Origin of the sequence: Amycolatopsis sp. NPDC005961 (assembly GCF_040629235.1) — a bacterium.
GTDB lineage: Bacteria > Actinomycetota > Actinomycetes > Mycobacteriales > Pseudonocardiaceae > Amycolatopsis > Amycolatopsis camponoti.
The window spans coordinates 1-24,682 of the sequence record NZ_JBEXVF010000063.1 but is presented as its reverse complement, the minus strand read 5'-3'; the positions used below and the strand labels follow the sequence as shown (position 1 = coordinate 24,682).

Annotated in this window: 21 protein-coding genes; 12 read left to right on the top strand and 9 right to left on the bottom strand. The window is 72.4% G+C overall.

The window, feature by feature from the left end; all coding sequences use genetic code 11:
* The first annotated feature begins 547 nt into the window (after positions 1 to 547).
* Genes ABZ342_RS38145 through ABZ342_RS38115 form a run of 7 tightly spaced genes read left to right on the top strand, consistent with a single transcriptional unit; the run spans position 548 to position 9,737 of the window.
* Positions 548 to 1,408: a 3-hydroxybutyryl-CoA dehydrogenase gene (locus ABZ342_RS38145; protein ID WP_360483772.1), complete on the top strand. Its 861-nt coding sequence runs from the start codon at positions 548 to 550 to the stop codon at positions 1,406 to 1,408.
* Positions 1,409 to 1,422: 14 nt separating this feature from the next.
* Complete coding sequence (locus tag ABZ342_RS38140; RefSeq protein ID WP_360483769.1) at positions 1,423 to 2,628, top strand: aminotransferase class I/II-fold pyridoxal phosphate-dependent enzyme; 1,206 nt, start codon at positions 1,423 to 1,425, stop codon at positions 2,626 to 2,628.
* Positions 2,625 to 4,229, top strand: a complete 1,605-nt coding sequence (locus ABZ342_RS38135; RefSeq protein WP_360483766.1) for a carboxyl transferase domain-containing protein — start codon at positions 2,625 to 2,627, stop codon at positions 4,227 to 4,229. Before ABZ342_RS38140 ends, ABZ342_RS38135 begins: the two co-directional genes overlap by 4 nt.
* A gap of 6 nt (positions 4,230 to 4,235) precedes the next feature.
* Complete coding sequence (locus ABZ342_RS38130; protein WP_360483763.1) at positions 4,236 to 6,206, top strand: biotin carboxylase N-terminal domain-containing protein; 1,971 nt, start codon at positions 4,236 to 4,238, stop codon at positions 6,204 to 6,206.
* Positions 6,199 to 7,458, top strand: a complete 1,260-nt coding sequence (locus ABZ342_RS38125) for an ATP-grasp domain-containing protein (RefSeq protein ID WP_360483760.1) — start codon at positions 6,199 to 6,201, stop codon at positions 7,456 to 7,458. The genes ABZ342_RS38130 and ABZ342_RS38125 overlap by 8 nt, the downstream gene beginning before the upstream one ends.
* Before the next feature lie 23 nt (positions 7,459 to 7,481).
* Positions 7,482 to 8,519, top strand: a complete 1,038-nt coding sequence (locus ABZ342_RS38120; RefSeq protein ID WP_360483757.1) for a ketoacyl-ACP synthase III — start codon at positions 7,482 to 7,484, stop codon at positions 8,517 to 8,519.
* 12 nt (positions 8,520 to 8,531) lie between these two features.
* Positions 8,532 to 9,737, top strand: a complete 1,206-nt coding sequence (locus ABZ342_RS38115; protein WP_360483754.1) for an MFS transporter — start codon at positions 8,532 to 8,534, stop codon at positions 9,735 to 9,737.
* Here ABZ342_RS38115 and ABZ342_RS38110 read toward each other — a convergent pair whose 3' ends face one another.
* Entirely contained in the window at positions 9,738 to 10,817 is a 1,080-nt protein-coding gene (locus tag ABZ342_RS38110; RefSeq protein WP_360483751.1) for a hypothetical protein, read from the bottom strand.
* Positions 10,818 to 10,824: 7 nt separating this feature from the next.
* Complete coding sequence (locus tag ABZ342_RS38105) at positions 10,825 to 11,682, bottom strand: TIGR03620 family F420-dependent LLM class oxidoreductase (protein ID WP_360483748.1); 858 nt, start codon at positions 11,680 to 11,682, stop codon at positions 10,825 to 10,827.
* Between the two features lie 90 nt (positions 11,683 to 11,772).
* Between ABZ342_RS38105 and ABZ342_RS38100 the strand changes: the two genes are divergently transcribed.
* Positions 11,773 to 12,609 (top strand): LysR family transcriptional regulator, encoded by an 837-nt coding sequence (locus ABZ342_RS38100; RefSeq protein ID WP_360483745.1) that lies wholly within the window; start codon positions 11,773 to 11,775, stop codon positions 12,607 to 12,609.
* A 48-nt stretch (positions 12,610 to 12,657) separates the two neighbouring features.
* On the opposite strand, the gene ABZ342_RS38095 is transcribed toward ABZ342_RS38100, so the two are convergent.
* From ABZ342_RS38095 to ABZ342_RS38085, 3 genes are read right to left on the bottom strand one after another with little or no spacing between them, the layout of a single operon-like run.
* Positions 12,658 to 13,836 carry a cytochrome P450 gene (locus ABZ342_RS38095; protein ID WP_360483849.1) on the bottom strand — a complete coding sequence of 393 codons (1,179 nt, stop codon included), beginning with the start codon at positions 13,834 to 13,836 and terminating at the stop codon, positions 12,658 to 12,660.
* Positions 13,836 to 14,543 (bottom strand): alpha/beta fold hydrolase, encoded by a 708-nt coding sequence (locus tag ABZ342_RS38090; RefSeq protein WP_360483742.1) that lies wholly within the window; start codon positions 14,541 to 14,543, stop codon positions 13,836 to 13,838. Before ABZ342_RS38090 ends, ABZ342_RS38095 begins: the two co-directional genes overlap by 1 nt.
* Complete coding sequence (locus ABZ342_RS38085; RefSeq protein ID WP_360483739.1) at positions 14,540 to 16,267, bottom strand: non-ribosomal peptide synthetase; 1,728 nt, start codon at positions 16,265 to 16,267, stop codon at positions 14,540 to 14,542. Before ABZ342_RS38085 ends, ABZ342_RS38090 begins: the two co-directional genes overlap by 4 nt.
* A 384-nt stretch (positions 16,268 to 16,651) precedes the next feature.
* On the opposite strand from ABZ342_RS38085, the gene ABZ342_RS38080 reads away from it, so the two are divergent.
* Positions 16,652 to 17,431: a methyltransferase domain-containing protein gene (locus ABZ342_RS38080; RefSeq protein ID WP_360483736.1), complete on the top strand. Its 780-nt coding sequence runs from the start codon at positions 16,652 to 16,654 to the stop codon at positions 17,429 to 17,431.
* A 289-nt stretch (positions 17,432 to 17,720) separates the two neighbouring features.
* Complete coding sequence (gene mdlC / locus ABZ342_RS38075) at positions 17,721 to 19,307, top strand: benzoylformate decarboxylase (RefSeq protein ID WP_360483733.1); 1,587 nt, start codon at positions 17,721 to 17,723, stop codon at positions 19,305 to 19,307.
* A gap of 92 nt (positions 19,308 to 19,399) precedes the next feature.
* Here mdlC and ABZ342_RS38070 read toward each other — a convergent pair whose 3' ends face one another.
* On the bottom strand, positions 19,400 to 20,410 hold the full coding sequence (locus ABZ342_RS38070; RefSeq protein WP_155546895.1) for an ABC transporter substrate-binding protein: 1,011 nt from the start codon (positions 20,408 to 20,410) through the stop codon (positions 19,400 to 19,402).
* Positions 20,411 to 20,924: 514 nt separating this feature from the next.
* A complete protein-coding gene (locus ABZ342_RS38065) occupies positions 20,925 to 21,284 on the bottom strand; it encodes a cytoplasmic protein (RefSeq protein WP_360483730.1) in 360 nt (119 codons plus the stop codon).
* Positions 21,285 to 21,322: 38 nt separating this feature from the next.
* Here ABZ342_RS38065 and ABZ342_RS38060 point away from each other — a divergent pair, with 38 nt between their 5' ends.
* Positions 21,323 to 21,913: a TetR/AcrR family transcriptional regulator gene (locus ABZ342_RS38060; protein ID WP_155546897.1), complete on the top strand. Its 591-nt coding sequence runs from the start codon at positions 21,323 to 21,325 to the stop codon at positions 21,911 to 21,913.
* 99 nt (positions 21,914 to 22,012) lie between these two features.
* The gene (locus ABZ342_RS38055) at positions 22,013 to 23,326 is read left to right on the top strand and encodes a replication-associated recombination protein A (protein WP_360483727.1); all 1,314 of its coding nucleotides are present in this window, start codon (positions 22,013 to 22,015) and stop codon (positions 23,324 to 23,326) included.
* Between the two features lie 128 nt (positions 23,327 to 23,454).
* Here the strand turns inward: ABZ342_RS38055 and ABZ342_RS38050 are convergent, their stop codons facing one another.
* Both ABZ342_RS38050 and ABZ342_RS38045 read right to left on the bottom strand, forming a co-directional pair.
* The gene (locus ABZ342_RS38050) at positions 23,455 to 24,123 is read right to left on the bottom strand and encodes a DUF3159 domain-containing protein (protein ID WP_360483724.1); all 669 of its coding nucleotides are present in this window, start codon (positions 24,121 to 24,123) and stop codon (positions 23,455 to 23,457) included.
* On the bottom strand, positions 24,120 to 24,682 hold a 563-nt coding region (locus ABZ342_RS38045; protein ID WP_360483721.1), incomplete at its 5' end, for an FAD-dependent monooxygenase. The genes ABZ342_RS38050 and ABZ342_RS38045, both read right to left, overlap by 4 nt.

The window sequence follows — 24,682 nt, the reverse complement described above, 5'->3', positions numbered from 1 at the left end:
CCGGACAACGCCAACCGGGACCGAATGCTGGAATTCACCGCGGCGATACCCGCCGGCCTTTCGGTGGGTGGTGGGGCAGGTTCCCCCAGGTTTCCCGCTCGGGCGGGAGGAAGGGCGATCCCGGCGAATGGTCCGTTCGGAGGTTGACACGCACCGGGCGGCCCGCGTCCCACGCCGGCGGCGTGACCAAGAGCGCAGGGAAAGGTTCAGGCCACTGGCGCCGAGGAGCTGAACAGGCAGGATTCGCCTGTTCGTGAGGAATTCGCGAAGCCGGCGAAAAACTTGGGGGAGTCACCCCCATAGCGCCGCGGCGTCCGGCATGGGCAGACTGGCGAACGCCACGGCTGGGGTGAAGTGAACCGGGGCACTGGGGAACCACGGCTGAATTCGGTGCGGGCGAACCGCGGCCGGACATCGGCGTGGACTGGTTCCGGCGCGGCCGGATCAGGCCCTTTCGTGAGAACGATCGGGCATTTCGTTCTGAACAGGACAGCTCCTTCACGCGCCGCCCCGAATGCGGCGGCTCGGCAGAATGCGGGGAAAGCAAGTGGGTGCGAACGGAATCACCCGGGTCGGCGTGGTCGGCTCGGGCACGATGGGCGCCGGGATCGCGGAGCTCTGCGCGACCAGGGGACTCGACGTCCGGCTGGCGGTGTCCCGGGAGTCGTCCCTGGTGTCGGCCCCGGCGCGGATCGCGGCGTCGCTGAGCCGCCGCGTCGAAAAGGGCAAGCTCACGGCCGGGGAACGCGACGCGGCACTGGCCCGGATCAGCGTCGGCACGGACCTGGCCGACCTCGGCGACCGGCAGCTGGTCATCGAGGCGATCCCGGAGGACGAGCAGCTCAAGCTCGGCCTCTTCGCCACCCTGGACAAGATCGCCGGCGACGACACGATCCTCGCCAGCACGACCTCGGCGATCGCGATCACTCGGCTCGCCGCCGCGACCGGCCGGCCGGAACGCGTGCTGGGCCTGCACTTCTTCAACCCCGTCACCGCGCTGAAGCTCGTCGAGGTCGTCCCCGCCCTGCCGACCGCGGCGGCCGTGACCGAGCGCGTGACCGCGTTCGCCGAACACACGCTGGACCGGCAGCCGATCACCGTCGCCGACCAGAGCGGCTTCGTCGTCAACGCCCTGCTGATCCCGTACCTGCTCGCGGCGATCCGCATGGTCGACACCGGGTACTGCCCGGCCGAGGACGTCGACCGCGCCATGGAACTGGGCTGCGCGCACCCGATGGGCCCGCTGAAGCTGGCCGACCTCATCGGCCTCGACGTCGTCGCCGCCATCGCGGCCGCGCTGCACGAGGAGTTCAAGCAGCCCCTCTACGCCGCCCCGCCGTCGCTGTCCCGGCTGGTCGAAGCCGGCCACCTCGGCCGCAAGACCGGCCGCGGCTTCCACACGTACTGAACCGAGGAGAAACCGTGCACTCGTTCCTGAACATCAAGAAGTCCGCCCGGATCAGCGACGACTTCTGGGACGTCACCGACAAGGCCGGGCTGTTCGACGTCGTCGTGGCCGGCCTCGGCGACGGCCGTCACCGCGCGCTCGACGACGGCCACGAGTTCGTCAACATGTCCTCCTACTCCTACCTCGGCCTCGACACGCACCCGAAGCTGGTGCGAGCCGCCGCCGACGCCGTCCTCGCCGAAGGCGCGCTCAACACGTCGACCTCCCGGATGCGGGTCCGCTTCGGGGCGCTCAGGGACGCCGAGGCAGCGCTCTCGGAGCTGTTCGACGTTGAAGCCGTGACGCTCAACTCGTGTGCCGCAGCCGCGTGGGCGGCCCTGCCGCTGGTCGCCTCCGGAATCTTCACCGACGGCGAGCCGCCGCTGATGGTGTTCGACAAGAACGCCCACTTCTGCCTCAACGCGATGAAGCCGAGCGTCGCCGACGAAACCGAGGTCGCGGTCGTGCCGCACAACGACGTCGAGGCGCTCGAGGAGCTGTGCAAGCGGCACAAGCGGGTCGCCTACGTCGCCGACGGCGTCTACAGCACCGGGGGACAGGCGCCGGTCAAGGAACTCCTGGCCCTGCAGGACAAGTACGGCCTGTTCCTCGTGTTCGACGAGGCGCACGGCATCTCGACGGTCGGCCACCGCGGCCGCGGCGTCGTGCTGGAGGAGCTGGGCCAGATCAACGACCGCACGATCATCATCACCTCGCTCAACAAGGGCTTCGGCGCGTCCGGCGGCGCGATCTTCCTCGGCAAGCGGGGATCCCAGTGGCGGCTGGACACCGCGCAGCGCAACGGTGGCCCGCTGATGTGGTCGCAGCGGATCAACACCGCGGGCCTCGGTGGCCTGCTCGCGTCCGCGGAGCTGCACCGCACCGACGAGCTGACCGCGTTGCAGCAGCGGCTGCAGGACAACATCGCGCTCTTCGACCGCCTGGTGGAGACCGGCGAACGCGGCGACGGGCTGCCGATCCGGTTCGTGCGGGTCGGGTCGGAGGACGCGACCGTCCGGCTCGCGCAAGACCTGTTCCGCAACGGTTTCTACGTCTCGCCGATCTTCTTCCCGATCATCGGCCGCGGCAAGGCGGGCCTGCGGATCATGCTGCGCGCCAGCATGACCACGGCCGAGATCGAGCGGTTCGCCGGCCTGCTGGGTTCGCTGGGGGAGGCGTGACGGCGCTGCGTTCGCACATCGACGTCGCGTCGGAGGGCTTCCGTCGCAACGCCGAGGACTTCGAGGTCAACCGCGAGGTCATCGCCCGGGCCCGGGCCGCCGCGCTCGCCGGGGGCACCGAAAAGGCCCACCGCAAGCACGCCGCGCGCGGCAAGCTGACCGCCCGTCAGCGCGTCGCCCGGTTGCTCGACCCGGGGACGCCGTTGCTGGAGGTCGGCCAGCTCGCCGCCCACGACGTCTACGACGAGCCGGTGCCGTCGGCCGCGCTGGTCACCGGGGTCGGGATCGTCGCCGGACGGCCGTTCATGGTCTTCGCCAACGACGCCACCGTGAAGGGCGGGACGTACTTCCCGCTCGGCGTCCGCAAGCACCTGCGCGGCCAGAAGATCGCCAGGGAGAACGGCCTGGGCTGCATCTACCTGGTCGACTCGGGCGGTGTCTTCCTGCCCTTGCAGGAAGATCTGTTCCCCGACGAGGACCACCTCGGGCGCATCTTCCGCAACATCGCGGAGATGTCCGCCGAGGGGCTGCCGCAGCTGGCCGGCGTGCTGGGCTCCTGCACCGCGGGTGGCGCGTACATCCCGGCGATGTGCGACGAGACGGTGATGGTCCGGGGCACCGGCACGGTGTTCCTCGGGGGCCCGCAGCTGGTGCGCGCGGCCACCGGCGAGGTCGTCGACGCGGAAACGCTCGGCGGCGCCGATCTGCACACCCGCGTCACCGGGGTCGCCGACCACCTCGCCGAGACCGACGACCACGCTCTCCAGATCCTGCGTGACCTGGCGGCCCGCAGCTCCCGGCCACGGCTGTCACCGCCGGCCAGGACACCGCGTCCGCCGAAGTACGACCCCGCCGAGCTGCCCGGCGTCGTGAGCGCCGGCCTGAAGGAGCACATCCCGGCGCGGGAGATCCTCGCGCGGCTGCTCGACGAGAGCGAGTTCACCGAGTACCGCGCCCGCTTCGGCCCGACGATCGTCTGCGGGACCGGGCACGTCGGCGGCTACCCGGTCGGTGTGCTGATCAACGACGGAGTCCTGTTCTCCGAGAGCGCGCAGAAGGCCGCGAACTTCATCGAGGTGTGCGCGCAGCGGGACATCCCGCTGCTGTTCCTGCACAACATCAACGGGTTCATGGTCGGCGCCGAGTACGAGGCCGGCGGCATCACCAAGCACGGCGCCAAGCTCGTCAACGCCGTGTCGTGCGCGAAGGTGCCGAAGTTCAGCCTGGTGATCGGCGGAAGCTACGGCGCGGGCAACTTCGCCATGTGCGGCCGGTCCATGGGTTCGCAGCTGATGGCGATGTGGCCGAGCGCCCGGTCCACTGTGGTCGGTGCGGAGCAGACGGCGAAGGTGATGACGCTCATCCGTGGCGACCAGCTGGCCAAGGAGGGCCGCGAGCTGACGCCCGAGGAGGAGGCGGAGATCCGGGAGCCGATCCTCGCCTCCTACGAACGGCAGGCGCAGCCGCTGTACTACGCGGCCCGGCTGTGGGTCGACGCCGTGGTGGACCCGGTCGAGACCCGCGACTGGCTGGCGCTGTGCCTGGCCATGGCCGCCGACGCGCCGAAGCGGGAAACCCGCTTCGGGGTCTTCAGGATGTGAGGGACGATGCCGAAACGTGTGCTCATCGCCAACCGCGGGGAGATCGCCCGCCGGATCGCGCGCACCTGCCGCCGGCTCGGCGTCGACCACGTCGCGGTGCACTCCACCGCCGACGCCGGGGCGGCCCACCTCGAGGACGCCGTCGAGACCGTCCACATCGGACCTGCGCCGGCCCGCGAGAGCTACCTCGACATCGAGGCCGTGATCGACGCGGCGCTGCGGACCGACTGCGACGCCGTCCACCCCGGCTACGGCTTCCTGTCCGAAAACCCGGAGTTCGCCGCCCGCGTCACCGAAGCCGGGCTCGTCTACATCGGACCGGACGCGGCCACGATCGCGGCGATGGGGGACAAGGCCCGGGCCCGGGAGCTGATGGCCGCCGCCGGGGTCCCGGTGCTGCCGGGCTCCGAGCACGCGACGGAGTCGGCGGACGTCCTGCTCGCCGACGCGCGCCGGATCGGCTACCCGGTGATCCTCAAGCCGGTCGCCGGGGGCGGTGGCAAGGGCATGCGCGTGGTCCACGCCGAAAGCGAGCTGCCCGACGCCGTGGCGGAAGCCGTCCGGCTCGGGCGGGGCGGGTTCGGCGACGGCCGGCTGCTGGCCGAGCGGTACGTCGCCGCGCCGCGGCACATCGAGGTGCAGGTCTTCGGTGACCGGCACGGGAACGTCGTCCACCTCTTCGAACGCGAGTGCTCGCTGCAGCGACGGCACCAGAAGATCGTCGAGGAGGCACCGGCACCGCACCTGCCGTCGACCACCCGCCACGCCCTGCTGGCCGCGGCGGTGCGCGGCGCGTCCGCGCTGGGCTACGTCGGCGCGGGGACGTTCGAGTTCATCCTCGACGGCGACGGCCGGTTCTTCTTCCTGGAGGTCAACACCCGCCTGCAGGTGGAGCACCCGGTCACCGAGGAGATCACCGGGCTCGACCTCGTCGAGTGGCAGCTGCGCGTCGCCGACGGCGAACCGCTCCCGCTGCCGCAGTGGCGAATCCGCGACACCGGGCACGCGATCGAGTGCCGCGTCTACGCCGAGGACCCCGAGCACGGCTTCCGGCCGGCGCCGGGGCACGCCGAGGCCGTCCGGTGGCCCCGGGACGTCCGCGTCGAGGCCGCGTTCGACGAGTCCGGCGCCGTGCCCGGGTTCTACGACCCGATGGTCGCCAAGCTGGTGGCCACCGGAGCGGACCGGCCCGCGGCGCTCGCCCGCCTGCGCACGGCGATCGCCGGAACCACGCTCGTCGGCCTGACCACGAACCTCGGCTTCCTCGGCGAGCTGCTGGCCGAACCCCGGGTCGCCGAGGGCCGGGTGGACACCCACCTCGTCGACGACTTCACCGCCCGGCCCGCTCCGCACGACCGTGACGCGCGAGCGCTCGCGTGCGCGGCGGCGATGGCGGTCCCGGGCCGGGCGGCCGCGGCGTCGCCGTGGACCGGGACCGTCGGGGCGTTCGACCGCGCCGCCCTCGACCCGGACGCGCCGCTCGGGCGGATCGTCCTGCGCCGCGACGGCCGCGACCACGAGGCCCGGCTGGTGGCCCGCGACCGCGCCGGGCTGCACGTCGAGGCCGGCGGCCGTCGCTTCACCGTGTCCGCCGAACCGGTACTCGGCGGGCTCTTCCGCGGCACCGTGGGGACCACCCGCTGGACGGGTTTGCCGACCGCGGACGGCTACGAGATCGTCCTCGACGGCCACCGCGTCGCGCTGGCCCGCCGGACGTTCGCCGAAGGCGGCGGCGACGCCTCCGACGGCGCGGTGCGCACACCGATGCCCGGGGTCGTGGTCGGCGTGGCCTGCGAGCCCGGCGCGCGGGTCGAAGCGGGGGAGCTGCTGGTGGTCGTCGAGGCGATGAAGATGGAGAACCGCATCGTCGCGCCCTTCGACGGCACCGTCGACCGGCTGTCCTGCGCGCTGAACGACGGCGTCACCGCCGACCAGGTCCTCGTCACCCTGAACCCGTTAGGAGACTCCGATGTCTGACGCACCCACTCTGTTGTTCGTCGGCGGTGCCCGGCCGTTGTCCTTCAGCCTCGACATGGCCGCGGAGGCGCTCGCCCAGGCTGCGGCCCGTGGCCTCCGCGTGCACGTCACCAACACCGCCGAGGTGCTCGCCGCGACCAGGGACGTGGTCGCGAAGGCGACCGAAACGACCACTGTGGACGTCCTCAGGCCCGGCGAGTCCGCGGCCTGGGCCCGGGAGCGGGGCGAGCGTTTCGACGCCGTCTACGCGCTGCAGGAGCTGGCCCAGGTCGCCGTCGCCGAGACGGCGGAAGCGCTCGGCGTCGCGGGGAACCCGCCCGATGCCGTGCACCGCGTCCGGACCAAGGACGCCTGCCGGGAAGCACTGGCCGCCGCCGGGTTCCCGCAGCCGGTCGTCCGGCTGTGCGCGGACGAAGCCGAGGCGGCGGCGTTCCTGGGCGAGTACGCCGGGCCGTGGATCGTGAAACCGCGCGACGCCATGGGCAGCACCGGCGTGAGCCTGGTGACCGAGCCCGCGCGGCTGCCCGCGGCGATCGCGCTGCTGCCGGACGCGAAGCCGTTCCTCGTCGAGCAGTTCGTCGAGGGCCCGGAGTTCAGCGTCGAAGGCGTCTTCCTCGGTGGCGTGCCGAAGATCCTCGCCGTCACCGCCAAGGAGAAGGTGCCGCCACCGTTCTTCGTCGAGACCGGCCACGTGCTGCCCGCGCCGCTGCCGGACGCCCGGCGGCAGGAGATCGAAGAGCAGGTGACGGGCGCGCTGAAGACGCTCGGGCTGCGGGCCGGCGGCTTCCACGTCGAGCTGTGGCTCACCCCCGCCGGGGTCGTGCTCGGCGAGGTGCACGGCCGGTTCGGCGGCGACTGGATCCACCGCATGCTCGCCCACGCCATCCCCGGCCTCGAGCTGTACGGGCTGGTCTTCGACGACCTGCTCGGCCGCCCGCGCACCGACGTCCCGCTCGAACCGAGCCGCGGTGCCGCCGTCCGGTACTTCACGCCGCCGCCGGGCCGGATCGCCGCCGTCGAGGGCTGGGAAGACGTTCTCGCGCACCCGGCCGTCCTGCACGCGGAACTCGGTGTCGGGCCCGGCGACGAAATCAAGCCGCTGACCCGGTCCGGCGACCGCGTCGGCCTGGTCGTCGTCGGTGCCGACACCCCCGAGGCGGCGAGCGCGCTGGCCGCCGACCTCGTGGACTCGGTGAAGTTCGTGCCCGAGTCCGCAACCGATCGCCTGCCGGGCCTGTGGGCCCTGCGCTGACCCCAGAGGAAGACACCGCGGACATGACCGACATCGGCATTCTCAGTACCGGCTCCTACCTGCCCGACCGCGTCGTCCCCAACGCCGAGATCGCCCCGGCGGCCGGGGTCGACGCGGCGTGGATCGAACGCAAGACCGGCATCCGCGAACGCCGGCACGCCGCACCCGGGCAGGCCACCTCCAACCTCGCGGCGATCGCGGCCGACCGCGCCCTGCTCGCCGCGGGCCTGAGCCCGGACGACGTCGACCACGTCGTCGTCGCGACCTCCACCCCGGACCACCCGCAGCCGGCCACGGCCAGCCTGGTCCAGCACCTCATCGGCGCCCGCTCGGCTTCGGCCGTCGACGTCAACGCCGTCTGCAGCGGGTTCGTCTACGCGCTGGAGATGGCTCGCGGGCTCGTGCGGGACGGCGGGCGCGCGCTCGTGATCGGCGCCGACATCTACTCCCGCATCCTGGACGTGCGTGACCGCAGGACCTCGATCCTGTTCGGTGACGGTGCGGGGGCGGTCGTGCTCGGCCCCGTACCGGCGGGAGGGGGCGTCATCGGCACGCGGCTGCGCGGACACGGCGACGCCCACCGGCTCATCGGCGTGCGCGCGGGCGGCAGCCGGCTGCCCGCGTCGGTGCGGTCGGTGCTGGACGGCGAGCACTTCTTCCGGATGGACGGCCGCGGGGTCCGCGAGTTCGTCAACGGCCACGTTCCCGACGCGATTTCCCAGGCACTGCGGGAAAGCGGACTGCCCGCCACCGCCGTCGACCACCTGGTGCCGCACCAGGCCAACGGCGTCATGCTGCGCGAGCTGGGCGAGGCGCTCGACCTGCCGAACGCCGCCCTGCACCTGACCGTCGACCGGTTCGCCAACACCGGCGCGGCGTCCGTGCCGATCACGCTCGACGCCGCCCATCGCGCGGGCGCCCTGTCCGTCGGCGACGTCGTGCTGCTGGCGGCGTTCGGCGGCGGCATGAACCTCGGCGTGACCCTCTGCCGGTGGACCGCCACCCCGCCGCGCGGCGACCTCGACGGCCGGCACCGCGCCGACGCCCTGTCCCACCGCTGAGAAAGGCCTGCCATGCCCGCGCTCCTTCCCCGCGGCGGACCACCCCGGCTCCTCGCGGTGGCGACCCTGGTCACGATGACCGGCTACGGCGTCTACCTGACCGCCGGCGTCCTGTACTTCACCCGCGTCGTCCACCTGCCCGCCGGCCAGGTCGGCCTCGGGCTGACGGTCGCCGGCGCGGTGTCGCTCTCGGCCGGGATCCCGTTCGGGCACCTCGCCGACCGCCACGGCGCCCGCACGGTCTACGCGCTCACGCTGGTCCTCGGCGCGGTCTCGATGGCGGGACTGTGCCTGGCGCAAGGGTTCTGGTCGTTCGTCGTGTTCGCGAGCCTCGGCGCCGCGGCCCAGACGGCCGGGCCCGCCGCCCGCAGCCCGCTGGTGCAGGAGTACGGCGGCGACCGTCCCGCGGAGTTCCGCGGCTACCTCCGGTCGGTGACGAACCTGGGCATCGCGCTCGGCGCGCTGCTGGCCGGCTGGGGCGTCGCGGCGGACACCCGCAACCCGTACCTGCTGCTCATCGCGGGCAGCGCGGTGTCCTACGCGGCGAGCACGGCCATCGTGTTGTTCCTGCCGGCGGTGCCCCCGAAACCGGCCGGGACGGGCCCGCGCTGGGTGGCGCTGCGGGACCGGCCGTACCTGGTGCTGACGCTGCTCGACGGCGTGATGGCGATCCAGTACCGCGTGCTGACGGCGGCGGTCCCGCTCTGGCTGGTCGCCCGGACGACGGCGCCGAACTGGACGGTCTCCGGCGTGATGGTGGTCAACACGGTGATCGTGGTGTTCTTCCAGGTCCGCGCGAGCCGCCGGATCGACACGACGAAGGCGGGCGCGGTGGCGTTCCGGCGTGCCGGGTTCGCGTTCTTCGCCGCCTGCGTGGCGATCGCGGCGATGGCGGGCGCGCCGACCTGGCTCGCGCTGGTGCTCCTGCTGGCCGCGGTGATCGTGCACACGGTGGGCGAGATCTGGCAGGCGGCGGGCGGGTTCGAGCTGTCGTTCACGCTCGCGCCGCCGCACGCGGTCGGGCAGTACCAGGGGTTGTTCGGCATGGGGCTGGGCCTGGGCGTGACGCTCGGCCCGGCGGTCCTGATCGCGCTGTGCATCACCTGGGGCACGCCGGGCTGGCTCGTCGTCGGCGGTCTCTTCGCGGCGACGGGCCTCGCCGTCCCGGCCGTCGTCCGCTGGGCCGAGCGCGACCGGGCGCGCCCGGCTCTCGTCTGATCACCCGGCCAGCAGCGGGACGACGTCGCGGAGGATCCGCCCGGCGTCCTCGGGGAGCACCGCCGGCCGCAGCCGGACCCCGGCGAGTCCGTGCTCGTCGCGCCACCGGGTCAGGACTTCGGCGAGCCCGGCCGGGGAGCCGGTGAAGATCCCCGTGTCGGTCGTCCAGGGTGCGCCGGCTTCGCGGTCGAGCCGGGCGAGCCTCGCGTGTGCGTGCTCGTCGGTGTCGCCGAGGACCACCGCGATGTCCGCGTAGGCCTCGGTGGGCGTGGCGTCCGGGGTCAGGCCTTCGACCGTCCGGAAGGCGGCCAGCACCCGGGGAAGCGGGTGGTCGCCGGTCGGGGTGAGCAGGACCCGGTCGGCGACCGCCGCGGCGAGCCGGTAGGGCTCCAGGGCGTGGTGGGCGAGCGTGACGACCGGGGGCGTCGCGAACACCGGGACGTTCAGCGGGCCGGGGGTCGTGCCGATCCGGTCCGGTCGCCAGAACTCGTCCCCGGAACCGAGTGCGCCGGCGGGGAACGTCGACCAGAGGTCGCGCACGGTCCGCACGTGGGTTTCCGCGTCCCGGAACAGATCCCGCAGGCGACGGGCGATCCGGGCCGGGACGTGGACGTCCTCGGGCCGGAGCTCCGGCGTCGGTGTCCCGCCGACGACCACCGCGTCGCGCGCGTTGGCCGACACCTGCGGCCGCCACGCCACCCGGCCCGGCCCGATCGCCGCCAGGGACGCCAGCTGGGTGGCGATGGGGAAGGGGCCCGTGTGCGTCACGTTCCGGGTGACCACGACCTCGCCGACGGTCGAGGCCGACAGCAGGACCGCGGCGGTCACCACCGGATCCAGCCGGCCGCGGACCCGGGCGGCCGGGTCCGCGGGGGCGGCGCCGAACTGCTCGGTCTGGGCGGTCAGGCCGTCTTCGAGCGTGATGAAGCCGATGCCGGCTTCCGCGCCGGCCCGGCCCCAGCCGGCCCAGTACTCGCCACCGAAGAGCGCGGCCGGTTCGGTCACCGCCGACGCCTGCCAGGCCGCGGGATGCCAGCCGACGCCGTCCAAAGCCAGTCCGAGACGAAATTCGGTCACCATGGGTGGATTACATGACCTTCACACCAGTGTGAGGGTCAACCGATCCCACGGCGTGGGCGACCGCGCGCAGCGTGGCGATCGGGTCGTCGCCGAGGGGGAAGACGCCGACCTGGTCCGCGCCCGCCGCCCGGTGGGCCAGCAGCCGCGTCGCGACCGTCGCCGGGTCGCCGTGGGCGACGAGCGCGTCGGTGAGGCGGTCGCTGCCGGTGCCGGCGAGGTCGTCGTCGGTGAAGCCCAGCCGGCGGAGGTTGGCGGCGTAGTTGGTGACGCCCAGCGCGGCCCCGGCCGGGCCCGACCGGGCGATCGCGCGGGCCTTTCCGGCATCGGGCTCGACCAAGGCGAAATGGCCGGGCAGCACCAGCTTGCCGTCGCCGAGGACCGCCCGCGCCCGGCGGGTGTGCTCCGGGCTGACCATGCACGGGATGGTGCCGGCGGTGCGGTCGCGGGCCAGGCGCAGCATCCTCGGCCCGAGGGCGGCGATCACGATCCGCTCGGCCGGTACACCCGCGGCGGCGAGCCGGTCCAGGTAGGCCACCAGCGTGTCGAACGGCGAGGCGTACTCGGTGTGGACTTCGCGGTGCCCGATCCCGACGCCCAGCAGGAAGCGTCCCGGGTGCCGGCCTTCGATCCGGTGGTAGGACGCGGCGACGGTCTCCGCGCCGGCGGTCCACACGTTCACCACGCTCGTGCCGACGACCAGCCGCGTGGTGGCGTCGAGCAGCTCTTCGGCCAAGGCGAGGTCGGCGGGTGGTGAGGCGTCCAGCCAGAGCGTGCCGTAGCCGGCCCGCTCGACTTCCGCGGCGCTTTCCGGGGTCACTTCGTGCTCGCGCAGGTGGGCGCCGAGCAGACCGAGATCGAGGTTCATGATCCGACTCCAGCACCGCGGCCCGCCGTGAACCAGGGCCAGTGCCGACGCGCAGCGATAACCTGGAGGCATCGTCGCAGGGGAGGACCGGTGGAACTACGGGCTTTGCGGTACTTCGTCACGGTCGCCGACGAGCTGCACTTCGGCCGGGCCGCGGACCGGCTGCACATCGCCCAGCCCGCGGTCAGCAGGCAGATCGCCCGGCTGGAGCGCGAGCTGGGGGAGCGGCTGTTCGACCGGTCGCCGCGGCGGGTCCGGCTGACCGCGGCCGGGCACCGGGTCCTCGCCGCCGCACGGGAAGCGCTCGCGGCCGCCGACCGGGTCCGGAGCGTGGCGGCCGGCCCCGCGGGAGTCATGCGCATCGGCACGGCCACCGGGGTCACCGCCCGGCTGGAACGCGGGATCGACGCGTTGCGGGCGCAGTCCCCGGCGTTCGACGTCGTGCTCGTCGACCTGCCGCCGGCCGATCGCCTGAACGCGTTGCGGCAGGGGGAGATCGACGTGGCGCTGGCGCGCGGAGTGGGCGCGGCACCCGGGGTGCGGGTGCTGCCGGCCTGGACGGAGCCGCTGTACGCGGTCGTGTCCACGCGGCACCCCGCCGCCGGCCGCGAGGTCGTGACCGTGGCCGACCTGGCCGGCGGCGACCTGCGCGTCCCGGACCCGTCCGTGCTCGCGGTGCTGCGGGAGGCGGGCGTCCCGGTGCGGCCGGGCCGTCCGGCGGGGACGGTCCCGGACACGATCGTCGAGGTCGGCTCGGATCCCCGGGCCTGGATGGTGCTGCCGGCCGACCAGGTGCCGGAGATCAGCTCCACGAGGGTCCGCGCGATCCCCCTCGCCCCGCGCACGACGATCACGGGCAGCGTCGTCGTCCCGGACGACCTCCCCCACACCTGCGCGGCGGCCACCCGGGCGGCGTTCGGCGATTGAGGCGGGGCTCCGCAGCGGACTGCTTGCGCCACCGGAGGTGCGCACGGTTCAGGCGGAGTGCAGCCGCACGGGCAGTTCGCGCACCCCCCAGGTGAAGTTCGACGCCGTGTAGCGGGGTTCGCCCACGATGTCCACGGCCGCCACCCGGTCCAGCAGCTCCTCCAGGAACACCGTGAGTTCGAGACGGGCGAGGCGCGCACCCAGGCATTGGTGGCGGCCGCCGCCGAACGCGAGGTGGCGGTTGGGTGTGCGGTTCACCCGGAACCTTCCCGCGTCGCCGAACTCGGCGTCGTCGCGGTTGGCCGAGACGTTCCACAGGGTCACCCGGTCGCCCTCGGCGATGTCGACGCCGCCGATCGTCGTGGGGGCGGTCGCGGTGCGCAGCACGTGCACGCCGGGGGTGGTCCAGCGCAGGACCTCCTCCACCGCGCTCGGCAGCAGCGCCCGGTCGGTGCGCAGTGCTTCCCACTGGTCCGGGTTTTCGATCAGGGCGAGCACGGCGCCGGCCGCGGAGTAGCGTGTGGTCTCGTTGCCGCCCGCGAGGACACCGTTGCAGTTCACCACGATCTCGGTGTCGGTCAGCGGCCGCTTCGTACCGTCCGCTGTGGACCGCCGGTCGGCGGCGATGCGGCTGACGAAGTCGTCGCCCGGGTTGTCCCGGCGTTCGAGCACCAGTTCCGAGAAGTACAGGAAGATCTCCGCGTGGGCGGCCAGCCTGCTCTGCTCGTCCTCGCCCTCGAAGGCGTCGTTCATCGTGCCACCGAGCCAGTCCCACTCCTCGCGCGGCACGCCCATCAGCGCGCACACCACGCGAGTCGGCAGCCGGCGCGCGGTCTCCACGACGTCCACCTCGCCCGCGGCGAGGGCGTCGTCGAGCAGGCCGCGCACCACGGTGCGCACCAGGTCCTCCGCGTGCGGGATCGCGGCGGGCGAGAACCCCTTGGCCAGCACGGTTTTCAGCTGCGCGTGGTCCGGCTGGTCGGAGACGATCAGCATCTGCCCCGTCACGGCGTCGACCGCGGTCGGGTTGGTGCCCAGCCGCATCCCGTGCCGGGAGCTGAAGCCGGTCGCGTCGCGGTAGACCGCCAGCACGTCGGCATACCGGGTGACCACCCAGAAACCGCCACGGGAGTCGGGGTGCCTGCTCACCGGGTCGTGCTCGCGCAGCCACGCGAAGTGCGGCCAGAACTCGGTGCCGGCGAAGCTCAGGTCGTCGGTCAGGTCCATCAGCACAGCAGGCTCCCCAGCGCGGGCACGGTCTCGTCGGCGAGGTCGGTCAGGAAGGTGTGGCCGCCGGCGAAGGACCGCCGGGTGGTGCCGGCGGTGCTGTAGCCGGCCCAGCCGTCGAGCAGGTGCCCGGGCACCACCGCGTCCAGGTCGCCGGACCAGGCGTGGATCGGGCAGTCCACCCGGAATTGGTCGGCGAGGACGTGGGTGTCGGCGAGCTTGTCGTCCCGGCGCAGCACGTCGAGCAGGAACTCCTGGCTGTCCTCGTCGAGGTCGCGCAGCTCGGGCGGGCCGGAGACGAACAGGTCGCGCAGGATCCGCTCGTCGATGACCAGGTGCTCGGCGGCCGACCGGTTGCCCGGGGGCTCGGTCGCGGCGAGCACCAGCGCGTCCGGGCCGGTCGCCCGGGCCAGCTCGTAGGCCAGCAGGCCGCCGAAGCTTTCCCCGACGATGACGAGCGGTGCGCCCGCCCGGAGCGCGGCGAGGTCCGCCGCGACGGCGGCGACGGCTTCGGCGAAGGTCGCCGGATGCTCTTCGGCGAACCGGTTTTCCCGCCCGGGCAGCTGCACGCCGACCACCGACACGGCCAGGCCGAGCCGGGCCTGCCAGCCGCGAAAGCGGTTGCAGCCGGAGCCACCCGGCGGTGCGCAGACCAGGGTCGGGCGGCCGGCGGGGGAGGGGTGCCACGGCACCACCCAGCCGCTCACGCGGACACCTCCGCGAGCCGGTCCAGCTCCGCGGCCAGCGCGGCCGGGTTGGGATTGCCCAGGAGCAACGGGATCGACGCCCGCAGCCCGGTCCGCTTGCGCAGCACCGCGACCATCCGCGCGGCGAGCAGCGAGTGCCCGCCGAGCTCGAAGAAGTCGGCGGCCACGTCGGCCACCGGCTGGTCCAGTACCTCGGCGAAGACCGCGCAGACCTCGTGCTCGCGGGCGGTGGCCGGCGCGCGCCCCGCGGACCGCGCCGCGTCGGCGGCCAGCGCGAGTGCCGCCCGGTCGACCTTGCCGCGGTCGGTGTAGGGCAGCGCCGGCACGAAGTCCACTGTGGAGGGATACAGGTGCTCGGGCAGGAAGGTCCGGCAGTGCTCGCGCACGAGCAGGGCGCCGGCGACCGGGTCGTGCCCGTCGGCGAGCACGACCGCGACACCGAGGGTGCCGCCCGCGGTCCGCACGAACGCCGTCGCCGCGATCACCGCCGGCAGCTGCTCCACGACCCGCTCGAGCTCGCCGAGCTCGATCCGGAACCCGCGCACCTTGACCTGGGTGTCGAGCCGGCCGAGGAACTCGAGCTGCCCGTCCGGGCGGGCGAGCACCTCGTCGCCGGTGCGGAACAGCCGTTCTCCGTCCACGGTCACGAACTTGCGCGCGGTGAGCTCCGGGTCGCCGCGGTAGCCCCGGGCCAGCGCCGGCCCGCCGAGGCACAGTTCGCCGCGGGTGCCCGCGGGCACCGGCCGCAGGTCGTCGTCGAGCACCCGGGTCAGGTAGCCGGGCAGCGCGCGCCCGATGGTCGTGACGTCGTCGCCGCGGGAGCTGTCGGCGCACGTCGCGGCGATCGTGGCCTCGGTGGGGCCGTAGACGTTCAGCACCCGGTGCCGGGCCAGCAGCACCTCGAGCAGCCCGCGCGGGCAGCGTTCCCCGGCGACCACCACGACCTCGGCACCGGCGAGCGCGTCGGCGCACGAGGCCAGCAGTGACGGGGTGAGGCTGGCCGTGCGCGGGGCGACCGCGGCGATCCGGCCGGCGAGGTCGACGTGCTCGCCGTCGTCGGCCAGGTCGAGGATCGCCGTGCCGACCCCGTTCAGCAGGTGCAGCAGCACGCACCAGAGCCAGCCGTCGAACGCGGGTGACAGCGGGTTGACGCCGAGGCCGCCCGGTCCGATGTGGAGGGTGCTCATGGCGCCCAGCGCCGTTTCCAGGCCCGCGTAGGTGACCTCGACGCCTTTCGGCCGCCCCGCGCTGCCCGAAGTGTGGACGAGGTAGGCGATCTCTCCCTCGACCACCGCGAACGGGCCGCCTCGGGCGGTTTCCGGGTCGACGAAAGGCAGCTCGGCCGGCGCACCCGGCGGCCGCTGCCCGAGGACCAGCGACACGCCGGCGTCGTCGAGCACCTCGGCGGTCCGGGCGGCCGGGTGCCGTTCGTCCAACGGCACGGCCGTCGCGCCGAGGCGCCACACGGCGAGCAGGCTCGCCACGGCGAGCCGGGACCGTCCGGTGGTCAGCGCGATCGCGGTGCCCGGCCCCGCTCCGGCGGCGGCCAGCGCCCCGGCGATCGCCGTCGTCCGCTCGGCCAGGCCGGCGAAGTCGAGCACGCCGTCCGGTGCGGAGCAGGCCGTGGCCGTGGGTCGCTCGGCCGCCCACCTCGCGACCGCGGCCTCCAGCGACCCGATGCCCCTGCTTCGGGCGGCGTTCACCGGCAACGCGAGATCCGTCATCGTGCTGGAATCCATTCTTTCGGACGCGACAATGAAAAGGCGGCTGATCGCTGGAGAAGCTACGGCGGAACCGGGGCCGAGGCAATACTGCGCCAAGGTGATCGGCGCCGGTGTGCGACCGTTCGTGGCAGGGTGGAATAAGCCGATCAGCGTAAGTCTGTGGATTCCCTTGATTCGCCTCCGTCGTCCCTTCCCTGGTCCGATGTGGATGGTGTAATGACCGGCCGGCTTGGTGATCCACGTCACGACCGGTGAGCCGACCTGCTTTTATTCGCGCACGGCGAAAAAAGGCGGTTTCTGCCCTGTCGGACGCGGCGCGGCGGCCCGTACGATGCGGCGTCGCCCGACCTGATCGCATGAGGCCGACCGAATGAGGGAACCCGGATGTCACAGACCATCGGCTGGAACAGCTTCGTCGACACCCAGGCGGAGGCCGAGCACCGCCGGCTCCGCCTGCTGCAGGAGAGCTTCGATCCGTTCAGCTTCCGGCAGCTCGAAAACCTCGGGGTCCGGCCGGGGTCGCGGTGCCTGGAGGTGGGAGCCGGGGCGGGGTCGGTGGCGGCCAGGATGGCGGAGCTGGTTGGTCCGGACAACGTGGTGGCGACCGACCTCAGCCTCGCGTTCCTCGGTCCGCTCGCCGATCGCGGGGTGACGGTGCTGCAGCACGACGTCACCACGGACGACGCGCCAGGCGAGTTCGACGTCATCCACACCCGGTTCGTGCTGGAGCACCTGCCCGAGCGCGAAGCCGTGATCAAGCGGTTGTCGTCGTGGCTCAAGCCGGGCGGGTGGCTGCTCATCGAGATCGGCACCCCGCTGCCCGAGCTGTCCTCGCACCCGGCGACCCGCCGGACGATGGCGGCGCTCACGCGGGTCATGGCGGACCGGGTCGGCACCGCCCCGGAGTGGGCCCGCACCCTGCCGGTCCCGCTGGAGGAAGCCGGTCTGGTCGACTGCGCCGCGGAAGGCCAGGTCCTGCCGGCGCGGGGCGGGCAGCCGCTGGCGGGCTGGCTCAAGAACACGACGAAGCTCGTCGAGGAGCACGCTCTCGCCACCGGCCTGGTCACCCGGGAGGTGCTCGACGAGGCCTACGCGACCTACGAGAACCCATCCTTTGTGGACTACAGCTGGATGACGGTCGGCGCGCGCGGCCGCCGTGGCTGAGCACCCGGCCGGATTTCGCCCTGATTTCGCCTGCCGGATTCGACTTCCGTCTTCCACCGGCGCCCGAAGATCGATAGTCTCATGTCCTCGGTCGAACCTGCTTTCGGTGGAAACACCGCGGCCGAGCGCTGCCCGCCCGAGCTCGGCCCGCTGAGGCTCGGCGAGTGGCAGGACCCCGTGCGCCTGGTGAGAGGCGCGCGGGGTCCTACGCGTTTTTCGACGTGGTCGACCGGGTCCCGGCGGCCCTTTGGGGGCTTTCCTTCGCAAGACTAAGCATTATCCTGTGGGCATGAACAAGCGCACTGTCCTGGACGCCACCCGCGAGCTCCTCCGGGAACTCGGCCTCACCACAGTTTTCGGCAACCCCGGCACCACCGAGGTCCCGTTCCTCACCGACTGGCCGGACGACTTCGACTACGTCCTCGGCCTGCAGGAGTCCACCGTCGTGGGGATGGCCGACGCGTTTTCCCAAGCCACGCGCCAGGCCGTCCTCGTCAACCTGCACTCCGCCGGGGGTGTCGGACACGGACTCGGCAGCCTCTACACCGCCCACCGCAACCGAAGCCCGTTGATCGTCCTCGCGGGACAGCAGAGCCGGAACCTCCTGCCGCACGATCCCTTCCTCGGTGCGGTCGACGCCCCCCAGTTTCCCAAGCCGTACGTGAAGTGGTCGATCGAGCCCGCCACCGCCGAGGACGTCCCGGCCGCGCTCGCCCGGGCCTACCACGTCGCGATGCAGGCGCCGGCCGGGCCGGTTTTCGTGTCCGTTCCGGCCGACGACTGGACCGCCACGACCGAACGCCCGATCATCAGCCGCCCGCGGATTCGCGGCTACGCGGCGGATCCCGCGGCGATCGAGGAGCTGGCGACCGCGCTCGCGAGCTCCGAACGGCCGGCGTTCGTCGTCGGGAGCGCCGTCGACGAGGACGCCGCCGTCCTGGAGACCGTCGCGCTCGCCGAGCGGGTGAACGCCGGCGTGTACGTCGCGCCGATGTCGTCACGGTGTTCGTTCCCCGAGGATCACCCGCTGTTCCAGGGTTTCCTCGAACCCGAACGCGGTGCCGTCTCGGACAAGCTCGCGGCGCACGACTTCGTCGTCGTGCTCGGCGCACCCGCGTTCACCTACCACGTCGACCGCGGGCGCGGGGAAGCTCCGCTGCCGCCGCTGTTCATCGTCAGCGACGACGAGCAGATCCTCGCGCGTGCCTTCGAAGGCACCGGTATCCGCGCCACCCTGAAGCTCGGCGTGCACGCCCTGCTGAACGCGGTCGACCGGAGCGAGCGGCCCGCGCCGGCGCCGCTCGAGCGGCCCGCGAAGCCGAGCGGGGAGAAGCTCACCGGCGGCTTCGTCTACGCGACGCTCGCGGAGTTGTTGCCGGACAACGCGATCGTCGTCGAGGAGGCGCCGAGCCACCGCGGCGTCTTGCACGACCACCTGCCGATCACCCAGACCGACACCGGTTTCCTGACGATGGCGAGCGGCACGCTCGGCTACGGCGTCCCGGGCGCGGTCGGCGCGGCGCTCGCCCGGCCGGACCGCAAGGTCGTCGGCGTCATCGGTGACGGTTCGAGCATGTACGGCATCCAGGCACTGTGGACGGCCGCACGCCAGAACGTCCCGGTCACGATCCTGATCATGGACAACACGGAGTACGCGGCGGTCCGCATCTTCGGCGACTCGATCGGCGGCGACAAGATCCCGGGCACCGAGCTGGGCGGCATCGACTTCGCGGCGCTGGCGGCGAGCATGGGCTGCCAGGGCGTGACGATCACCGAAGCGTCCGGTTTGGTCCCGGGGTTGACCGCGGCCCTGGACGACAAGCGTCCGACGCTGGTGCACATCCGCGTCACGTCAGCGGAAAAGTCCCTGTACTGACGCACCGGGAAAGCCGCTCGCTCCACGAATGAAGCCCGCCGTCAGCCGCGAGGAACCGCGGCTGACGACGGGCTTCTGTCCGGTCGGCTCGGTCAGGTGGTCGCCTGCGGCGCGATCATCGACGCGGCGTCGACCTTGGTCGTGATCGCTCCCATCTGCAGCATCAGGTCGGGAACCCGCTGCAGGCGCCGGGCGTCCAGCTTCGCGCTGAAGCTGGGCAGGCCCATCAGCTTGGTCGTGTCTTCATCGGTCTTCACGTACTTCATCAGCAGCGGCTCGATCTTGGACCGGTCCTTGTTCGTTTCGCTGGTCGCCTTCTGCAGTGCGCGCTGGAAAGCGGCGAGGGTCTTCGGGTTCGCCTGCACCCACTTCGTCGCCGCGCCGTAGCCGGAAAGCGGGAAGTCCTGAGTGGCACCGGTGTTGACGTCGATCACCGGGATCGCGCCGGCGGTCTTGGCGGCCTGCGAGAGGAACGGCTCGGGCAGCAGGGCCGCGTCGACCTGGCCCTGCGCCAGCGCCGCCGCGGTGTTCGGGAACGGGCTCGGGATCCAGTTCACCTTGGTCATGTCGACGCCGTGGTCGGCCATCAGGGACTTTGCGAGCAGGTCGCTCGCCGTGTTCTTGGCCGTCATGGCGATGCGCCGGCCCGCGAGGTCCTTGATGCTCTTCACCGGCGAGTTCGGCGTGGTGACGATCGCGACGGACTTCGGGCTGACCGAAGTCGCGTCGGCGACGAGCTGGATGTCGGCCGCACCCGTGCTCTTCGCGACGAAGAACGGCATGTAGCTCGAAATCGCGATGTCGGTTTCGCCGGAAACCGCTTTCGTCAGCGCCGCCTGGCCGCTGGAGGCCATGACCGTCTCGACCTCGAGCCCTTCGGCCTTGAAGTAGCCGGCGTCCTGCGCGAGCCACAGCGGAGCGGTGTCCACCGTGGGCAGGATGGCGACCTTGATCTTCGACTTCTCCAGGCCGCCGCCCCCGGTCGACGAGGCGTTCGAGTCGTCCGAGCCGAGCGCGCTGCAGCCGGTGAGGGCTGTCGCGGCGACGACGGTGAGGGCGAGCCCGAGCGCGGCGCGGCGAGTGCTAACCCGGCCACTGCTCATGGCGTTTCCAAGCAAGGCCTGCTCCTTGAAAGAGGTGTTGGTCCGTGAACCGAATCCGATGGGAGATGTGACTCGATCTTCAGAGGCACCCGGGACACTGTAGAGAAGGTGACTGCTTGCTCACAACGGGTGCGATCTACACCCGTGAGGGTGACGCGCGTCACTCTTTCGGCCTCTGGTCTAGATCTACTGCTCCACTCGTCGTAATTGAGCACCCAGCGTGAGGTGCGGATCTTGAATCCAGGATTTCGGGGCCTCCGAGCGGCGAGTTTCGCCGTCGCTACCGGCACCGCCGTTTGCCGGCACCTGCCTGCGGGCGGCTCGCGTGCGTTCGACTATTTCGATGGATTTTCGGCGTGGCGGGGCGGACTTCCCGGCGAGGCTGCACCGTGAAGACCTGCCCCGCGGGTGCGCAAGCCGTGAACCGAACTGGGGCTGCGCCGGGCCGGGTCGTTTCAGGAAACCGCTCGGGATCGCTTAGGCAGTCAAGGATGCCGAACGCTCCGGCGAATTGTCACTGTGCAGTACTGCGGCTCGGACCCAGCGACGGCTCGCTCGATTCCGAGGGATCCGTCCGGGGTTCCTTGAGCTCGACGAAGATCGAGTGGGTCGGAGTCTCGCCGATGTTGTGGCCGGAGTGTTCCTGCGCGCCGACCCAGCGCGCCGTTCCGGCGGGAAGGTCGACCTCGACCGAGGTGCCGCCGGCGCTGATCCGGCGTCGGAACGCGCTCAGCGTCACCATCACGGAGTCCGGGTGCCGGTGGGGTGACGTGTGGTCGCCGGGAGCGTCCAGGTACTCGAGCACCCGGACTCGGTCGTTTTCCAGCACCACGCGGTAGAGGTCGGAATCGGTCTCGACGGGATCGGTGGTCATGAGCGGCTCCGTTCATGGGACTTCGGTACCATGATGGCATGGAAGTTCCATATGAGTCCACGGGTCGCCGCCGTCAAAAGGAGCGGACTCGTGCGGCTTTGGTCAGCGCGGCGCGGGATCTCCTCGCTGAGGGTCATTCACCGACGGTCGAGGACGCCGCGACCCGGGCCGATATTTCCCGCACGACGGCGTACCGCTATTTCCCGAGCCGCCGCGCCCTGCTGCTCGCCGCGCACCCCGAGATTCGCGAAGGCACCAGCCTGCTGCCCGCCGACGCGCCCGCCGACCCGGTCGCGCGGCTGGAACTGGTGATGCGTGAGTTCACGCGAATCACCGTGGAGTGGGAGCCGCAGCTGCGAGCCCAGTTGCGGCTGTCCCTCGAACCCGGCGTCGACCAACCCGTGCTGCGTCAGGGGCGCGCGATCGGCTGGATCGCCGAGGCGCTGAGCCCGCTGAGCCGCAGTCATCCGGACATCGACGTCCACGATCTGGCCGTGGCGATCCGCTCCGCGACGGGCATCGAGTCCCTGATCTGGCTGACCGACGTCGGCGGACTAGATCGGCAGGACGCCGCGGCGACGATGACGCGGTCCGCCGTGGCCATCCTGCGGGCGGCGATGACGCCTTGAGCGCTCGCGGGCGGTCCCGCATGCTCGGTGAGCCGATTTTGTCGGTGTCCCGTGCCAAGCTCGTCGTGCCCGCCTGTCCACCTCCGAGCCGAGAGCCCGATGGAACCGACCGAACCCACCCTGCCGCTCTTCGACGACGAGCCCGGCCGGCCTCTCGCCGACCGTCTGCGCCCCACGCGGCTCGACGAGGTCGTCGGGCAGGACCACCTCCTGGCCCCGGACGCCCCGCTGGGCCGCATGGTCGCCCAGCAGCGCCTCGGCTCCGCCATCCTGTGGGGGCCGCCCGGCGTCGGGAAGACGACCATCGCCCGGCTTCTCGCCGACGGCGGCAACCTGGTCTTCGAATCGGTGTCGGCCACCTTCTCCGGCGTGGCCGAGCTGCGGAAGGTCTTCGCCGCCGCGCGAAAGCGGCGGAGCGTCGGCCAGGGCACCCTGCTGTTCGTCGACGAGATCCACCGCTTCAACCGCGCCCAGCAGGACAGTTTCCTGCCCTACGTCGAGGACGGCACGATCACCCTGATCGGTGCCACCACGGAGAACCCGAGCTTCGAACTCAACGGCGCCCTCCTCTCCCGCACCCAGGTTCTCGTCCTCAAACGCCTCGACGAAGCCGCGCTGTCCACGCTGCTCGACCGCGCCGAGCAGCTCACCGGCCACCCGGTGCCCCTGGACGACGACGCCCGCCGCGCCCTGATCGCCATGGCCGACGGCGACGGCCGCTACCTCCTCAATATGGCCGAGCAGCTCCAGGCCCTGCCGGACGACGAGACACCGTTGGACACCACCGCGCTCGCCCACCACATCCAGCAGCGCGCCCCGCTGTACGACAAGGCGCAGGAGAGCCACTACAACCTGATTTCCGCGCTGCACAAGTCGATGCGCGGCTCCGACCCGGACGCGGCTCTGTACTGGCTCGCCCGCATGCTGGACGGTGGCGAGGACCCGCTGTACGTCGCCCGCCGCCTGGTCCGCTTCGCGAGTGAAGACATCGGCATGGCCGACCCGCAGGCGGTCCAGCAGACGCTCGCCGCCTGGGACGTGTACGAGCGCCTCGGCTCGCCCGAGGGTGAGCTGGCGATCGCGCAGGCCGTCGTCTACCTCGCCACCGCCCCGAAGTCCTTCGCCGTCTACCGCGGTTTCGGCGCGGCACATCGCGCCGCCCGGCGCACCGGCTCGCTCACGCCGCCCGCCCACATCCTCAACGCCCCGACCCGGCTGATGAAAGACCTCGGCTACGGCAAGGACTACGAGTACGACCCGGACACCGCCGACGGCTTTTCCGGCGCCGACTACTTCCCCGGCGGCATGGACCGTGAGACGTACTACCAGCCCACCCGAAACGGCTACGAAGCCGAGGTCACCGAGCGCCTGCGCCAGTGGGCCGCCTCGCGTGCGCGCCGACAACGCGGATGACATTCCGGCGCCTGCGCGGCGAGCGGCGGCGACACCCGGCGTCCGCGTCTGCGCGGTCCGCCGAAAGCCGAACCGGCCACGCATCCGAACGCCGGAAGGACGGTCGGCGCCTCGACGTCGAGGGTCGGTCAGCCGGGGCCGGGGGAGCCGCCCGAGCTGACATCGGTGCACGTTCGCGGCGTCGGGTCGATGGCCGGTCTTTCGCGGAGGATCCGCCAGCACAGGTAAATGCAGGCGCCGGCCGCGGGCGCGCCACCCAGCAACGTGGCCGCGATGCCGAGTGCCGTGGTCTGCCCGGCCAGGTACAGCGGCAGCTGCACCGCCGTGGCGATGGCGCACTTCACCACGAACACCGCCGTGCACCACTGGTAGCGCCGCCGCCGGGCCGGATCGTGCCGCCAGGACCGGTCGCGGCGCACCGCTCCCACAGCCACCCCGACCATCGGCCACCGCACCACCATGGACAGCAGGAACACCGCCCCCTGCACCGCCTGGATCAGCACGGCCGGCAGGTAGAAGTTGATCGCCTGCCCGGTGCTCCCGGCCAGCAGGGCGGACCCGCCGACGATGGCCAGCCCGATCGCCGCCGGCCAGTAGCGCCGGTCGGTCCACGCCCGGGCGGCCGCGAGCACCGCCACCCCGCCGACCGCGATCAGCGCGGAGGTCCACACCCGGCCGGTCAGCAGGTAGGCGAGCAGGAACACCACCCGGGACGCGACGCCTTCGGCGACCGTGCGCCAGCCGCCCACCGCGTCGAACAACGAGAGGGACTTCCGGGTCAGCACGTCGAGGCTCATGCGCTCGCCTTCGCCGCGACGGACGTGAAGCTGGTGCGGCGCATCGTGTCCTCGTAGGCGCCGATCGCGTCGAGCAGGCCGAGCCGGCCGCCGCACGCCTCGGCCAGTGCGTCGCGGAGGCGGTGCGCGTCCCGCATCGCCAGGTTGGCACCGAAACCCGGGGCCAGGTGGATGGCGTCGCCGATGACCGTCACCGCGGTGGCGGGCCAGGCGGGCACCGGCGGGATCGTCCCGATCCGGAGGGTGGCCGTGACATCCGGCCACGCCTGCGCGACGACCGACCGCAGGGCCGGGTGCAGGTCCGCGGCCAGCTCTCCGGCCTGCTGCCACACCGCGGCCGGCGAGCGTGCCGCGCCGAGCCGTTCCCGGGTGACGGGCACGGCCCACATCACGTAGTCCTCGGCCTCGGCGACCACGCGGGAATCCAGTGCGGGCAACCATTCCTCCCGCGCGAGCGCCGGTCGCCGGGCGAACCGCAGCACGCCCAGCACCATCGTCGTGGGGGGCGGCGGCGCCCGCGGCCGGGTGTTGCCGAAGACCACCCCGAACACAAAGCTCA

Coding starts and splice junctions, on each gene's coding strand:
- ABZ342_RS38130 (WP_360483763.1), top strand. CDS start 4,236: ATGCCGAAACGTGTGCTCATCGCCAACCGCGGGGAGATCGCCCGCCGG.
- ABZ342_RS38125 (WP_360483760.1), top strand. CDS start 6,199: ATGTCTGACGCACCCACTCTGTTGTTCGTCGGCGGTGCCCGGCCGTTG.
- ABZ342_RS38120 (WP_360483757.1), top strand. CDS start 7,482: ATGACCGACATCGGCATTCTCAGTACCGGCTCCTACCTGCCCGACCGC.
- ABZ342_RS38115 (WP_360483754.1), top strand. CDS start 8,532: ATGCCCGCGCTCCTTCCCCGCGGCGGACCACCCCGGCTCCTCGCGGTG.
- ABZ342_RS38110 (WP_360483751.1), bottom strand. CDS start 10,817: ATGGTGACCGAATTTCGTCTCGGACTGGCTTTGGACGGCGTCGGCTGG.
- ABZ342_RS38105 (WP_360483748.1), bottom strand. CDS start 11,682: ATGAACCTCGATCTCGGTCTGCTCGGCGCCCACCTGCGCGAGCACGAA.
- ABZ342_RS38095 (WP_360483849.1), bottom strand. CDS start 13,836: ATGGACCTGACCGACGACCTGAGCTTCGCCGGCACCGAGTTCTGGCCG.
- ABZ342_RS38085 (WP_360483739.1), bottom strand. CDS start 16,267: ATGACGGATCTCGCGTTGCCGGTGAACGCCGCCCGAAGCAGGGGCATC.
- ABZ342_RS38080 (WP_360483736.1), top strand. CDS start 16,652: ATGTCACAGACCATCGGCTGGAACAGCTTCGTCGACACCCAGGCGGAG.
- mdlC (WP_360483733.1), top strand. CDS start 17,721: ATGAACAAGCGCACTGTCCTGGACGCCACCCGCGAGCTCCTCCGGGAA.
- ABZ342_RS38070 (WP_155546895.1), bottom strand. CDS start 20,410: ATGAGCAGTGGCCGGGTTAGCACTCGCCGCGCCGCGCTCGGGCTCGCC.
- ABZ342_RS38065 (WP_360483730.1), bottom strand. CDS start 21,284: ATGACCACCGATCCCGTCGAGACCGATTCCGACCTCTACCGCGTGGTG.
- ABZ342_RS38060 (WP_155546897.1), top strand. CDS start 21,323: ATGGAAGTTCCATATGAGTCCACGGGTCGCCGCCGTCAAAAGGAGCGG.
- ABZ342_RS38055 (WP_360483727.1), top strand. CDS start 22,013: ATGGAACCGACCGAACCCACCCTGCCGCTCTTCGACGACGAGCCCGGC.
- ABZ342_RS38050 (WP_360483724.1), bottom strand. CDS start 24,123: ATGAGCCTCGACGTGCTGACCCGGAAGTCCCTCTCGTTGTTCGACGCG.